Genomic DNA, 13,769 nt, shown 5'->3' on the forward strand with positions numbered 1-13,769 from the left:
GTTCAGACGGGGTTGGGGGTCCGGGCCAGGCCCGCGTAGACGTCGATGAGCTGCTTGGTGACCACGTCGGGGTGGAAGATGCGCTCGTAGCGGGCGCGGGCGGCCAGGGTCAGCCCGGACGCTCCGGCGCGGGCGACCGGCAGCGCGGCAGCGAGCGCGGCCGGCTCCGGGGCGACCACCCAACCGGCCTCGCCCAGACCGATCCCCGCCGGCATGGCTGACCCGCCGCCGCCCCCGGCGACCGCGGAGGCGATCTCGGCGGGCCCGGTGCCGGCGGGCTCGTGCGGGGCGTCGGCCCCGACCAGGTACGGGATGCCGCCCAACGCCGTACCGAGCACCGGCCGACCGCTCGCCAACGCCTCGATGATCACGGTGGGCAGCACGTCGTGCCACATCGCGGCGACGATCACCACCGCGCTCGCCTCGACGGCGGCCTGCACGCCGGCCCGGTCGAGCTGACCGAGGTAGACCACGTCGGGTCGCTCGGCGGCGGCTGCCTCCACGAGTGGGCGCAGCTCACCGTCACCGGCGATCCGCAGCGTGCCCAGCGCACCCACCGGGTGCCGGCGCCAGGCGTCCAGCAGCAGGTCGACGCCCTTCTCCGGGGAGAGCCGGGCCATGTAGAGGAACCCGTCACCCAGCGGCACCGGCCGACCCGGATCGGGTACTGAGTTCGGCTTCACCACGATGCGTTCGTCCGGAATGCCGTACTCGCGGAGGTGATCGGCGATCGCCGAGGTGAGCGCGATGTACCGATCCACCGAGCGCCAGGTGCCCCGGTGCACGGCCAGGGTCGTCGCCATCAGCGCGCTCTGCACCGCCGAGTCGCGGTAGCAACGGTGCTTGATCGCCGGCACACCCAACGCCCGACCCTTGCAGTCCTGACAGATCACGCCGTCGCGGAAGTAGATCCCCGACGAGCAGACCTGCCGGTAGTTGTGCACCGTCTGCACCACCGGCACACCGTGCCGGTGCGCGGTCCGCACCACCCAGGGCGAGATAAGGGGGTACGGGTTGTGCAGGTGCAGAACGTCCGGTCGGTGCTCGGTGAGCAGCCGGCTCAGATCGTGCTGGGCGCGCGGCGCCCAGATCGGCGAGATCGGCAGCAGCGCCTTCGCCGCCTTCGACATCGACGGGATCTCGTCCGAACTGCGAATGAAGGGCAGCACCTCGACGCCAGCGGCGGTGAGCTGAGCGATCTCCGAGTCGACGATCGTGTTCTCACCGGAAGGCTGGGCTTCCCGGTACCGGTTGTGTGCCACCACGATTCTCACGGAGCTTGCCTTTCGTTCGCGGCTGTGCCGACTGTTGCTCGCGACTGCGGGGCTCGCAAGCTCACTCCTCGCGCTCGCGGTGGGGACTCGCAAGCTCATTCCTCACGCTCACGGGAAAGAAGGCTACCGTTGTGTCGTGCCCGAACTACCGGAGGTTGAGGCGCTCGCGGGTTACCTGCGTCAGCGCGCGGTGGGGCGGCGCGTCGATCGGCTGGAGATCGCCGCGATCAGCGCCCTGAAGACGTACGAACCGGCGCCGACCGAGGTCGCCGGCCGGGCGGTTGTCGACGCCGGTCGGCACGGCAAGTTCCTCGACGTCCTCTTCGAGGGCGACCTGCACCTGGTGGTGCATCTGGCGCGAGCAGGCTGGCTGCACTACCGGGAGGCGTTCCCCTCCACCACCCCGCTACGTCCGGGCAAGGGCCCGATCGCGGTGCGGGTACGCCTGGATGACGGGTCCGGCTTCGACCTCACCGAGGCCGGCACACAGAAGAAGCTGGCCGCATATCTGGTCACCGACCTCGCGGCGGTCCCCGGGGTGGCCAAGCTGGGCCCGGACGCGCTCGCCGCGGATCTGCCCACCTTCGCCGAGCGGCTGCGGAGCAGGCGGGGACAGGTCAAGGGGGTGCTGACCGACCAGTCGGTGCTGTCCGGGGTGGGCAACGCGTACTCCGACGAGATCCTGCACGCCGCGAAGCTGTCCCCGTTCGCGATCACCGATCGGCTCACCGACGCCCAGATCGCCACCCTGCACGCCGCCACCCGACAGGTCCTCGGCGACGCGGTCGAGCGGTCCCTCGGTCAGCGGGCCGCGGAGCTGAAGGGCGAGAAGCGCTCCGGGCTGAAGGTGCACGCGCGCACCGGGCTGCCCTGCCCGGTATGCGGGGACACCGTGCGCGAGGTGTCGTTCGCCGACTCCAGCCTGCAGTACTGCCCCACCTGCCAGACCGGCGGCAAGCCGCTCGCTGACCGTCGGTTGTCTCGCCTCGTACGGTGAGTAATTGCACTTCAGGACTACGGAGCGGAATCTCCCTCCGTGAGCGGAAGCTCCGGTCCGCCCTTCTCGCCACGCGCGCATCCATCGGTATAGTGGCCCGGTCCCCGGCTTCTGAAATGGTGCGGAGCCGGCCAGATCCCGCCAGCACCGTCGGTCGCCAATCTCCTTCGGGGCGACGATCGGTCGGAAGCCGCGTGGGAGACTGGGACGGTGGGCGACCCGGGCCTTCACGCCGAGTGAGCGGCCCGTGTCATGCGGGAGGACATGGGTGAGGTGACGGCAAGCCTCCAGCGCCCGGTAACCAACGAAGGCCGGAGCAGACTCGTGCGGCACGTCGACAGCTTCGAGATCCAGCCGCCGACGCCGCCGTCCCACAACGGCGTACCTCGGTCGGCATGGACCAGGGCGCGACGCCGTGTCTCCCGCTGGCACCGCCCCTACATCGCGATCCTGCTGCTGCTCGACTTCGGCGCGGCGGCGTTCGCCAGCTGGATCGCGATCCAGCTCTTCGACCAGGCTGCCTCCGGGTTCTCCGGCACCCAGCAGGACCCGACGTGGTTCCACACCGTCTCCTACCTGCTGCTCCCGCTCGGCTGGGTGATCATCCTCTGGAGCAACCGGGCGTACGACCGGCGCTACCTGGGGCTCGGCCCGGACGAGTTCAAGCGGGTGATCCGCGCCTCGGTGACCGTGGCCGCGAGTGTCTCGTTCCTCGCCTTCTCCACCGTGACCCAGCTCTCCCGGTTCACCGTGGGCACGGCGCTGGTCGGCGCGACGCTGTTGATCCTGTGGGGTCGTTTTGTCGCCCGGTGGGCGTTGCACTACATCCGGCGGCGGGCCGGCCAGGCCGCGCACCGGATGGTGCTGGTCGGCACCCTGCCCGAGTGCCTGGAGGTCTACGCGGCGGTCACCCGCAGCCCGGCCGCCGGGCTGATGCCCGTCGCCATCCACATCACCGACGGGTACGCGGCTGCCCGGGGCATGCCGACCCCGGTTCCGGTGTACGCCGGACGCGACGTCCTGGCCCTGGTCCGTGAGGTCGGTGGGGACACCATCGCCGTCTGCGGGTCGGCCAGCGCGGAGCCGGGTGAGTTGCGCCGGCTGGCCTGGCAGCTGGAGGGCTCCGGCGTCGACCTGGTGGTCGCGCCGCAGCTCACCGACATCGCCGGCCCCCGGGTGCACATTCGGCCGATCGAGGGTCTGCCGCTGCTGCACGTCGAGGAGCCGACCCTCTCCGGGCCGGCGCTGCTGGCCAAGAACCTGATGGACCGGGTCGCCGCCGGTCTCGGCCTGCTGCTGCTGGTCCCGCTCTTCCTGGCCATCGCCGTGGCAATCCGGATCTCCGACCCCGGGCCGGTCTTCTTCCGCCAGCCCCGGGTGGGGCACGAGGGACGCACGTTCCGGGTGTGGAAGTTCCGGACCATGTACGTCAACGCCGAGGACCGGCTGGCCAGCCTGGTCGATCGGAACGAGACCGACGGCATGCTGTTCAAGATGAAGGAGGACCCTCGGGTCTTCCCGGTCGGTCGCTTCCTGCGGGCCACGTCGCTGGACGAGCTGCCGCAGCTGATCAACGTGCTGTGGGGCGAGATGTCGCTGGTCGGGCCCCGCCCGCTGCCGGCCGACGACGGTGACTTCCTGGGTGACGTACGCCGCCGACTGCTGGTCCGCCCCGGCATGACCGGGCTGTGGCAGGTCTCCGGCCGCTCCGACCTGTCCTGGGACGAGTCGGTCCGACTGGACCTCTACTACGTCGACAACTGGTCGCTCGCGTACGACCTGAGCATCCTGTGGCGCACCGTCGGGGTGGTGCTCGCCCGCAAGGGCGCGTACTAGAGGGTTGGCGCGCCGGCTCGCAGGGGCGAGGATCGCTGCGTGGCTGCCAACCTCTCCGCCGTGGTCGGCGTCGTCTCACTCGTCACCGCGCTGACCGCAGCCCTGCTGGCGGTGCTGCGGCTGCGAGCCCGCCGTGGCATCGCCACCGCCACCCAGCGGGCCACCTACGAGGTGCTGCACACCGCCGGCCTGGCTGCCGAGCCGCTACGAGCGGGGTTGAGCGAGGCGGGCGCGGCGAAGGCCGTACGGCATCTGCGGGCGCTGGTGGGCGCGGTCGGGCTGGCGCTCACCGACGCCGACCGGCTGCTGGCCCTCGACGGGCGCGGCACGCACCACGGAGAGCAACTGCTCGCGGCGGCCCAGCGGACGGTGGACAGCGGTCGCTCGACAGTGCTGGCTGAGCAGGAACTGCACTGTGACCGGGTCGACTGCCCGGTCCGCGGGGCGGTGGTCGCACCGCTGCTGGGGGCGGACGGCCGGGTGGTGGGCGCGCTGGTGGCGGTCGCCGACAGCCCGCCGCCTCCGGGGTTGGTGCAGGCCACCCTGGAGACGGCGCACTGGGCCGGCAACCAGCTCGCCCTGGCCGAGCTGGACTCGTCGCGGGAGCGGCTGGCCCGCGCCGAGATCCGCGCGTTGCGGGCGCAGATCAGCCCGCACTTCATCTACAACGCGCTGACCGCGATCGGCTCGTTCGTGCGCACCGACCCGGAGCGGGCCCGGGAGCTGATCCTGGAGTTCGCGGAGTTCACCAGGTACTCGTTCCGGGCGCACGGGGAGTTCACCACGCTGGCCGAGGAGCTGCGGTCGATCGACCGCTACCTGACCATCGAGCGGGCCCGGTTCGGCGACCGGTTGCAGGTGCGGCTGCAGATCGCCCCGGAGGTGCTGCCGGTGACGCTGCCGTTCCTCTGCCTCCAGCCGTTGGTGGAGAACGCGGTTCGCCACGGGTTGTCCCGCAAGCCGGGCACGGGCATGGTGAGCATCGAGGCCCGGGACGCGGGAGCCGAATGCCACATCACGGTGGAGGACGACGGAGTGGGAATGGATCCGACCACGCTGACCGCCGGCATCGCCGAGCTGGCCCGCGGCACCGGCGACCCGGGCGACGACATGGGCCAGCACGTCGGCCTCTCCAACGTCGACGAGCGGTTGCGCTCGGTCTTCGGGGACCGGTTCGGCCTGGTCGTGGAGACCGGGCTGGGCTCGGGCACGAAGGTGAGCATGCGGGTGCCGAAGTTCCACCCCGGCGTGCGGGCAGGGTCGTGAGCGAGCGGACCGGGACGGGTGCGGTGAACGCGTCCGGTTTCCTGCGCGTCCTCGCGGTGGACGACGAGCCGCCCGCGCTCGACGAGTTGGCGTACCACCTGCGGGCCGACCCCCGGGTGGCCCGGCTGCACACGGCCGGCGATGCCACCGAGGCGTTGCGGCTGCTGCGCGACGGCGACGTGGACGTGGTCTTTCTGGACATCCGGATGCCCGGCCTGGACGGCATGGAGCTGGCCCGGGTGTTGCGCCGCTTCGCCCGGCCACCGGCGATCGTGTTCGTCACCGCGTACGACGACGGCGCGGTGGACGCCTTCGATCTGGGCGCCACCGACTACGTGCGGAAACCGGTGCGCGCCGATCGGCTGGCCGAGTCGCTGCGCCGGGTGATCGGCTCGCGGGTGGTGCCGTCGCACCCGGCGGCGCTGGCCCGCGCGGAGGAGGACCCGACCATCCCCATCGAGTTGGCCGGCACCACCCGGATGCTGCCCCGGTCGGCGGTGCGCTGGGTGGAGGCGCAGGGCGACTACGCCCGGTTGCACACCGCGGAGGGGTCGCACCTGGTGCGGGTCTCCCTGGCCACGCTGGCGGAACGCTGGGCCGATGCCGGCTTCGTCAGGGTGCACCGGTCGTACCTGGTGCAGTTGAAGTTGATCGCGGAGCTGCGGCTGGTCAACTCCGGCTACGTGGTGGTGATCGACTCGACCGAGCTGCCGGTGAGCCGGCGGCACACCCGGGAGCTGAAGGACAAGCTGGTCAGGGCCGCGAAGCAGGATTGGAGTCGCTGAGCCGGGAATGGAAGCAGCCCTACCGTACGTTGTACGCTAGTCCGTACGACTCCCGGGAGGCTTGCCGTGACCGAGACCCCGTTCGACGCCGAATCCGAGTTCGACCGCCAACTCGACCGACTGGTGCAGCTCGGCTACCCCGCCCTCGCCGGGCTGACCGAGAGCGCCTTCCGCGACCTGGTCGCGCCACTGCGGGCCAGCGCGGTCGAGGGCACCGCCGGGCTGCCCGCCCCCACCGACGCCCGGGTGCCGTTCCTGCTGGTCATCACCCGGGACCTGATCGGTGTGCCGGAACGGGTGGAGCTGACCACCCTGGCCGGCAAGAGCAAGCCCGGCGTCATCGACCGGAACTACGCCGAGGACGACCTGCCCCGCTTCGACCCGATCAAGGAGCTGGAGGTGCCGGCCGGGCCGGCGTACCTGCTCTTCGACGTCGACCGGGGCGAGGAGTACCGCAACCTGGCACCCGCCACGGCCATGGAGGGGATCACCGCCCAGGGTCGACTGCCGCTCAGCATCGACGAGGGGCTCGCCTTCATCACGCTGCACCCGGCCGCGTTGGCGAGCAACCGGTGCTTCTCGCTGGTCGGCTCCCGCTGCGGTGACAAGCGGGTGCCGGCGCTGTGGATCAGCCAGGGCGCACCCAAGTTGGGCTGGTGCTGGTACGGCAACCCGCACACCTGGCTCGGCTCCGCCTCGGCCCGACCGGAGCGCATCGGCCTGGAGTGACCGTCGGACGCCGAGGGTTCCGGAAAGTCGGGCCATCCCACCGGCCCGGATGGCCCGACTTTCAGCACCCCGACTGGATCAAGCCCCGGGGGTCAGAAGATGTCGGCCAGCGGCAGGGCGAGGGGGAACGGCTGCTCGGTGCGCCGCCGCTGTCCAGTGCGCTCTCACCGGCGACGAAGAGATCAGGCACGAAGTACGACGAGCGTTTCGCACTCACCCCGATGTCCTGACCGACGAGCACACCGGCGGGGGCCTGCCGGTCGAGGATCCGGCGGAGGCGGTTGGCGACCGCGCCGTGGAAGACGTCCGCATGGGGGGACACGAGCAGGCTGCCGTCGAAGATCTCGTAGACCTGGTCGTCCTCGGGGAGGCCCTGGAGGTCGTCCACCGTCCAGGCGTCACCCCAGCCGGGCCGGGCAGGGTTGGTCACCGTCACACCTCCTCTCTACCGGACCACCCTGACAGCTCAGTCGGTTGTCCACAACGAGCCTCCGGAGTTCCCACACGCCAGCCGGCATGATCCCCGAGTTATCCACAGCCGTGAGCGGTTCTCCACAGGTTATTCACAACGCAAACCACTGATCTCCACGGCCGCTCCCTACAGTCAGGACCCATGAACGAACGCCGGGTACTGGTGGTCGAGGACGAACGGACCATCGCCGAATCCATCGCCGCCCGACTACGGGCCGAGGGTTTCACTGTGGAGATCGCGGCGGACGGGCCCAGCGCGGTCGCGCAGTTCCACGCCGGACAGCCGGATCTCGTCGTCCTCGACGTGATGCTGCCGGGGTTCGACGGCCTGGAGGTGTGCCGCCGGATCCAGGCCGACCGGCCGGTGCCGGTGCTGATGCTCACCGCCCGCGACGACGAGACCGACCTGCTCGTGGGGCTGGCGGTCGGCGCGGACGACTACCTCACCAAGCCGTTCTCGATGCGGGAACTCACCGCCCGGGTGCATGTCCTGCTGCGTCGGATGGAGCGGGCCGCCGCCACTCCCGCGCCGCCGGCCATCCGCCTCGGCGACATCGAGATCAACCAGGCCGAGCGACGCGTCCGCCGGGCCGGCGCGGACGTGCACCTCACCCCTACCGAGTTCGACCTGCTGGTCCACCTCGCGGGACGACCCCGCACGGTGCTCCCCCGGGAACGGCTGCTCGCCGACGTCTGGGGATGGGTCGACGGGAGCGGCACCCGCACCGTGGACAGCCACATCAAGGCTCTGCGCCGCAAACTCGGCGCCGACCTGATCCGGACCGTCCACGGCGTCGGGTACGCCCTGGAGATGCCCGCATGATCGACCGCGCGTTCAACTGGCTGGAACGGGTGCTACCGCGTCCACTGGATCCCGTCCGCTCGATCAAGATGAAACTCGGCGTCCTGCTGGTCGCGTCCTGGGCCGTGGCCATCGGTTACTTCTGGTACGGCATCGGTTGGCTCCCGCCCGGCACGGCGGTTACCAGCATCTGCATCGCGCTGGTGACCTCGCAGGTGCTCGCCCACGGGATGACTTCGCCGCTGCGCGAGATGACGGCGGCCGCCGGGGCGATGGCCCGCGGCGACTACACACGTCGGGTCCGAGCCACCTCCCGCGACGAGGTCGGCGAGCTGGCCCAGGCGTTCAACAAGATGGCCGAGGATCTGCACGCCGCCGACCAGCGTCGACGCGAGCTGATTGCCAACGTCTCGCACGAGCTGCGTACGCCGATCACCGCGTTGCAGGGCGTGCTGGAGAACATGGTGGACGGGGTCGCCGACCCCGAACCCGCGGCGCTGCGTTCGGCGTTGGCCCAGACCGAACGGCTCGGGCACCTCGTCGCCGACCTGCTCGACCTGTCCCGACTCGACGCCGGGGTGGTGCCGCTGCGGCGCGTACGCATGGACGTGGGGGACTTCCTCGACGAGGCGGTGGAGCACGCCACGGCCAGCGCGTCCGGCGCCGGTCTGGACGTGCGCTTCCAGCTCCGTGACCTGCCGGCACCGCTGACGGTTCACGCGGACCCGTGGCGGATGCACCAGGTCTTCGCGAACCTGCTCGACAACGCGGCGCGACACAGCCCACCGGGCGGCACGGTGCGGCTGAGCGCCGAGAAAGCCGGAGACCAGCTCCGCTTCGAGGTGAGCGACGAGGGCCAGGGCATTCCGCCGGCCGAGCGTTCCCGGGTGTTCGAGCGGTTCACCCGAGGCGACCGGTCGGTCGGAGGCGGAACCGGGCTCGGCCTGGCCATCGCCCGGTGGGTCGTCGAACTGCACGGCGGTCGGATCGGTGTCCTCGATCCGAGCGGACCACACCGGAGCGACCGGCCCGGCTGCCGCATCCAGGTCACCATCCCGTGCGACGGGCCACACCGAGAAGAGGCCGCATGACCAGCCCTGGCAGCACCCCACTCCCGGCCAACGGGCCGACCGGACCGCAGGTCTCCCCGGTCGTCGGCCCCGGCCCGGCTGCCACACCGGTCGCCGGCCGACCTCAGGCGTGGCCTGTCGCACCCGCCCCGCCCAGGCCCCCGTCGCTGATCCAGCGCCGCTGGCCGGGGCCGTCCGGACCTGCCCGTCCGCTCGTGCTGGGGGCGCTGACGGCTGCGGCGGTCATCGGGGCGTCGATCCTGACGACGGTTCGTCCCGGCCTCGGCTGGCTGGTGGCCGCGCTGGCCGTCACCGCTGCCCTCGGCACCGCCGGCGTCGTCCGTTCCGGGAGGCCGTCCCCGACGGCGAGCGCCATTCCACCGACCGGCGCGGCGGCACCGACGGCTCCGCCGGGACCAACCGCCGCGCCGGAGCGGACTGTCCAGGCGGATCCGACCGCCGCGCCCGAGCCGACCGTCCAGGCGGTCACCGCCCGTCCCGGTGCCACGGGGGCACCGGGGCGGGCGGAACAGGCCCTCTGGGCCGCCGCGACGGTCGCGTTGGTCGCCGTCGGCACGGTCCGGGCAGCCGGCTGGCTCTTCGCCCTCTGCCTGCTCGCGGCGGCGGTGACCGGGACTCTCGCGGTGACCGGCGGGCGAAGCCCGCTCGGTATGCTGGTCGCCGTGACGCTGCCGCCCGCCGCGACGGTACGGGCGCTCCCGTGGGCGGTACGCGGAGTACGCGACACCCGCCCGGCAGGGTCCGGGGTCGGCTTCGGACGGATCCTCACCAGCCTGACCATCTCCGCCGTCCTGCTGACGCTGTTCGGGCTGCTCTTCTCCTCCGCCGACGCGGTCTTCGCCGAACTGGTCACCGGCCTGCTGCCCGACATCTCGGTACCCGGGGTGATCGGCTGGACGTTCCGCCTGGTGGTGATAAGCGGTGGTCTGCTCGGCGGCGCGTACCTGGTCACCCGCCCACCCGACCTGGAGGGCCTGCGACCGAGGCCGTCGCGACCGGTCCACCGACTGGAGTGGACCCTCCCGCTGGTGTTGCTCGACGCCCTGTTCGCCGCGTTCGTGCTGGTCCAGCTGACGGTGTTGTTCGGCGGCGCGGGGCACGTGCTGCGTACGGCCGGGCTCACCTACGCCCAGTACGCCCGTGGCGGGTTCTGGCAACTGCTCGCCGTCACCGCACTCACCCTGCTGGTGATCGCGGTCGCCGCCCGCCGGGCGCCGAAGGCCACCCGCGCGGACCGGCTGCTGGTCCGCGTGCTGCTCGGCACGCTCACCGCGCTCAGTCTGGTGATCGTCGCCTCGGCGCTCTACCGGATGCAGGTCTACGCCGACGCGTACGGGGCGACCCGGCTGCGGCTTGTCGTGGCGACCATGGAGCTGTGGCTCGGGCTGCTCTTCCTCCTGGTCGGGGTCGCCGTGGTGCGGCTGCGGGCCGAGTGGCTGCCCCGGTTGGTGATCGGCACGGCAGTGCTGGCGCTGCTCGGGTTGGCGCTTGTCAATCCCGACCGGTTGATCGCCGACCGGAACGTCGACAGGTATCTGGAGACCGGCCGGTTGGACGTCGACTACGTGTCCGGGTTGTCCGCCGATGCGGTACCCGCGTTGGCCCGACTGCCCGATCCGATGCGCATCTGCGCACTGACGCAGATCGCCGCCGAGCAGCCCCGGGACGGCCTCTGGGCGACGAACCTCGGCCGGCTGCGGGCCCGAGCGGAACTCGACACGATTCCGCTGAGCGGCACCCTGACCTACTGCCTCGAACTGGGACGCTGGTGAGTGTGAACGCTTGACAATCGCGTACGGCGGGCGAGACTGCCGGGGTGTCCAAGCAACTCCCCGACGTGGGGTCGAGCGGTGCGGTACCGCCGCCCCGGCGGTCCCGGATCGTGCTTGCCGAGATCACCAGGCAGGACACCCGCGCCGAGCGGACCCGCGCCGAGCTGGCCCAGCAGACCCAGGTCGGCGAGGCGCTGGTCCGCGGCCTGGTCCGGGCCCAACTCGCGCTGGCGTTGCGGCTGTCCCTGGTGGTGGCCATCGGGTTGGGCGGGCTGCCCTGGCTGTTCGCGATCGCGCCCTCGCTCGGCCGGACCACCGTCGGCGGCGTCAACCTGCCGTGGCTGCTGCTCGGGGTGGCCTCCTTCCCGTTCCTGATCGGCGTGGGCTGGGCGTACGTGCGGCTGGCGGAGCGCAACGAGCAGGACTTCACCGACCTGGTGCAACGGCCGGAGCGCTGAGTGGGCAACGACTTCGTGGTCCCGGCCATCGTCGCGGTCACCCTGGTCACCGTCGGGATCGGTTTCTACGGGCTGCGGTTGGCCCGGACCACGTCCGACTTCCTGGTGGCGTCCAGGGCGATCAGCCCGACCTGGAACGCCGCCGCCATCGGCGGGGAGTACCTGTCGGCGGCGAGCTTCCTCGGCATCGCGGGGCTGGTCCTCAAGTACGGCGTGGACGTGCTCTGGTACCCGGTCGGGTTCGCCGCCGGCTACCTGGCCCTGCTGCTCTTCGTGGCCGCACCGCTGCGCCGCTCCGGGGCGTTCACACTGCCCGACTTCTGTGAGCTGCGGCTGGGGTCGCGTCGACTCCGCATCCTGGCCACCGCCTTCGTGATCTTCATCGGTTGGTTGTACCTGGTGCCGCAGCTCCAGGGCGCCGGGCTGACCCTGGCCACGGTCGCCGGCTCCCCGTACCCTCTCGGAGCCCTGCTGGTGGCGGCCGTGGTCACCGCGAACGTGGCGCTGGGCGGCATGCGCGCCATCACCTTCGTGCAGGCGTTCCAGTACTGGCTCAAGCTGACCGCTCTCGCCGTACCGGTGATCTTCCTGGCCCTGCAGTGGCAGGCCGACGGCCGCCCGGCGGTGACCCCGCCCGACGGGCCGACGTTCCGGGCCGCGACCACCGTCGTGGTCGAGCACCGCGCGACCCTCACCCTGCCCGACGGTGACATCCGAGAGGTACGCCCCGGCGACGAGTTGACCTTCGCCGCCGGTGATCCGGTGCCGGACGTGTCCGGGGTGGCCACCGATGCCAACGACTGGTTGCTGCCCAGCGCCGCCGGTGACGACGACCGGGGCCTGTTCGCCACGTACTCGCTGATCCTGGCCACCTTCCTGGGCACCATGGGCCTGCCGCACGTGCTGGTGCGCTTCTACACCAATCCGGACGGCGCGGCGGCCCGGCGGACCACCCTGGTCGTGCTGGCGTTGGTCGGCGCGTTCTACCTGCTGCCGACCCTGTACGGGGTCCTCGGCCGGATCTACACCCCGCAGTTGCTGCTCAGCGGCCAGACCGACGCGGTGGTGGTGCTGCTACCCGAAGCGGCCCTGGGCGACGGCCTGGCCGGGCGGCTCCTCGCCGCGCTGGTCGCCGCGGGCGCCTTCGCGGCGTTCCTCTCCACCTCGTCCGGCCTGCTGACCAGCGTCGCCGGGGTGATCTCGACGGACGTGCTCGGCCGGGGCTCGGTACGCGGGTTCCGGCTGGCCACCGTCATCGCCGGTGGTGTGCCCGCGGTGCTGTCGCTGCACGTCTCCGGGCTGGACGTCTCGCAGGTCGTCGGGCTGGCCTTCGCGGTCGCCGCGTCGAGCTTCTGCCCGCTGCTGGTGCTCGGCATCTGGTGGCGTGGGCTGACCGACGTGGGCGCCACCGCCGGCGTGGTGGCCGGCGGCGGCGCGGCGATCGGCGCGGTGCTGGTCACCGTGCTCGGCCCACCGCTGTCCGGCTGGCCGGCCACGCTCATCGCGCAGCCGGCCGCCTGGACGGTGCCACTGGCGTTCACCGTGATGGTCGCCGTGTCGATGGCGACCCGTAGGCGGGCCCCGGCCGACATCGCCGCCACCATGCTCCGCCTGCACACCCCGGAAGCCCTCCGCATGTAGGCGCAAGCTCCTTGTCGAGGCCGGCTGTCACGGCCCGACGGTCCGCCGGGTCAGCAGGCGTCGGTGCCGGCGCACAATCGGTCGGCTGCCCGTTGTGCCAGCCGTCGGGCCTCCGTTCTGTTGGTCAAGCTGCCCAGCCAGACCTCCGCGACCAGATCACCCTGTCGAACGAAAAGTGTGTAACTGATCAGGCCTTGGGCGTCGAATCTGATCAGGAGCGAACCATCCCCGGCGAATCCCGAGTCGACGATCGACAACGAGGACAGCTCATTGATCCGCTTGCATTCGGTCACCGTCCGGGCCCAGACGATGGTGGCCTTCGCGCCGTCGAGGGAGTACCGCCGCACTCGCTCGATGACCAGTGACGCATCGGGTTTCCCGAACACCGCACCCCGCTCGGCGCGCTCCTTCGCCGACAGCGTCGGTGTGTCCGCGCAGGCGTAGCTGGCAGCGAAATTGAACGACCAGTCACCGTCCAGGTCACTTCCGGCCGCCCGGAAACCGCTCGGGAGGTCCGACGCCCGCAGCAGTGCGTCCGCTGGGATGGCCGGGCTGGTGGAACCGTTCGACGGGCTACCGCTGGTCGTCGACGGGCTCGACGGTGGTGCGCCGGGGGTGTTGCGAGTCGAGGGTGTCGGGGTCGGGGT

General features: G+C 71.6%; 13 protein-coding genes. 10 read left to right on the forward strand and 3 right to left on the reverse strand.

All coding sequences use genetic code 11. The features are described 5' to 3' along the window. Positions 1-2: 2 nt before the first annotated feature. On the reverse strand, positions 3-1,274 hold the full coding sequence (locus tag DLJ58_RS30995) for a glycosyltransferase (RefSeq protein ID WP_124861920.1): 1,272 nt from the start codon (positions 1,272-1,274) through the stop codon (positions 3-5). Between the two features lie 136 nt (positions 1,275-1,410). Here DLJ58_RS30995 and DLJ58_RS31000 point away from each other — a divergent pair, with 136 nt between their 5' ends. The 5 genes from DLJ58_RS31000 to DLJ58_RS31020 all read left to right on the forward strand — a co-directional run bounded on the left by DLJ58_RS31000 (position 1,411) and on the right by DLJ58_RS31020 (position 6,887). After that, positions 1,411-2,271 (forward strand): Fpg/Nei family DNA glycosylase, encoded by an 861-nt coding sequence (locus tag DLJ58_RS31000; RefSeq protein WP_124861923.1) that lies wholly within the window; start codon positions 1,411-1,413, stop codon positions 2,269-2,271. Positions 2,272-2,535: 264 nt separating this feature from the next. Next, positions 2,536-4,107, forward strand: a complete 1,572-nt coding sequence (locus DLJ58_RS31005; RefSeq protein WP_167493759.1) for a sugar transferase — start codon at positions 2,536-2,538, stop codon at positions 4,105-4,107. 39 nt (positions 4,108-4,146) lie between these two features. Continuing rightward, on the forward strand, positions 4,147-5,373 hold the full coding sequence (locus tag DLJ58_RS31010; RefSeq protein ID WP_124861929.1) for a sensor histidine kinase: 1,227 nt from the start codon (positions 4,147-4,149) through the stop codon (positions 5,371-5,373). 23 nt (positions 5,374-5,396) lie between these two features. Then, positions 5,397-6,158 carry a LytR/AlgR family response regulator transcription factor gene (locus DLJ58_RS31015; RefSeq protein WP_088950711.1) on the forward strand — a complete coding sequence of 254 codons (762 nt, stop codon included), beginning with the start codon at positions 5,397-5,399 and terminating at the stop codon, positions 6,156-6,158. Positions 6,159-6,224: 66 nt separating this feature from the next. Further along, entirely contained in the window at positions 6,225-6,887 is a 663-nt protein-coding gene (locus tag DLJ58_RS31020) for a DUF5701 family protein (protein ID WP_124861931.1), read from the forward strand. 61 nt (positions 6,888-6,948) lie between these two features. Here the strand turns inward: DLJ58_RS31020 and DLJ58_RS31025 are convergent, their stop codons facing one another. Further along, a complete protein-coding gene (locus tag DLJ58_RS31025; protein WP_158629650.1) occupies positions 6,949-7,317 on the reverse strand; it encodes a Uma2 family endonuclease in 369 nt (122 codons plus the stop codon). Between the two features lie 183 nt (positions 7,318-7,500). Here DLJ58_RS31025 and DLJ58_RS31030 point away from each other — a divergent pair, with 183 nt between their 5' ends. Genes DLJ58_RS31030 through DLJ58_RS31050 form a run of 5 tightly spaced genes read left to right on the forward strand, consistent with a single transcriptional unit; the run spans position 7,501 to position 13,122 of the window. Further along, positions 7,501-8,181 carry a response regulator transcription factor gene (locus DLJ58_RS31030; protein WP_124861938.1) on the forward strand — a complete coding sequence of 227 codons (681 nt, stop codon included), beginning with the start codon at positions 7,501-7,503 and terminating at the stop codon, positions 8,179-8,181. Next, on the forward strand, positions 8,178-9,251 hold the full coding sequence (locus DLJ58_RS31035) for a sensor histidine kinase (RefSeq protein ID WP_124861941.1): 1,074 nt from the start codon (positions 8,178-8,180) through the stop codon (positions 9,249-9,251). Before DLJ58_RS31030 ends, DLJ58_RS31035 begins: the two co-directional genes overlap by 4 nt. After that, the gene (locus DLJ58_RS31040; RefSeq protein WP_124861943.1) at positions 9,248-11,023 is read left to right on the forward strand and encodes a DUF4153 domain-containing protein; all 1,776 of its coding nucleotides are present in this window, start codon (positions 9,248-9,250) and stop codon (positions 11,021-11,023) included. Before DLJ58_RS31035 ends, DLJ58_RS31040 begins: the two co-directional genes overlap by 4 nt. Positions 11,024-11,067: 44 nt before the next feature. After that, a complete protein-coding gene (locus DLJ58_RS31045) occupies positions 11,068-11,481 on the forward strand; it encodes a DUF485 domain-containing protein (RefSeq protein WP_244219204.1) in 414 nt (137 codons plus the stop codon). After that, positions 11,482-13,122, forward strand: a complete 1,641-nt coding sequence (locus tag DLJ58_RS31050; RefSeq protein WP_124861946.1) for a sodium/solute symporter — start codon at positions 11,482-11,484, stop codon at positions 13,120-13,122. A gap of 50 nt (positions 13,123-13,172) precedes the next feature. Here DLJ58_RS31050 and DLJ58_RS31055 read toward each other — a convergent pair. After that, positions 13,173-13,769, reverse strand: a 597-nt coding sequence (locus DLJ58_RS31055) for a hypothetical protein (RefSeq protein WP_244219205.1), incomplete at its 5' end; no start/stop codon positions are given.

This window comes from Micromonospora arida, assembly GCF_003857035.1.
Taxonomy (GTDB): Bacteria; Actinomycetota; Actinomycetes; order Mycobacteriales; family Micromonosporaceae; genus Micromonospora; species Micromonospora arida.

What these genes read in the sequence shown, in the direction of transcription:
- DLJ58_RS31005 (WP_167493759.1), top strand. Translation starts at nt 2,536, where the DNA reads ATGGGTGAGGTGACGGCAAGCCTCCAGCGCCCGGTAACCAACGAAGGC.
- DLJ58_RS31030 (WP_124861938.1), top strand. Translation starts at nt 7,501, where the DNA reads ATGAACGAACGCCGGGTACTGGTGGTCGAGGACGAACGGACCATCGCC.
- DLJ58_RS31035 (WP_124861941.1), top strand. Translation starts at nt 8,178, where the DNA reads ATGATCGACCGCGCGTTCAACTGGCTGGAACGGGTGCTACCGCGTCCA.
- DLJ58_RS31040 (WP_124861943.1), top strand. Translation starts at nt 9,248, where the DNA reads ATGACCAGCCCTGGCAGCACCCCACTCCCGGCCAACGGGCCGACCGGA.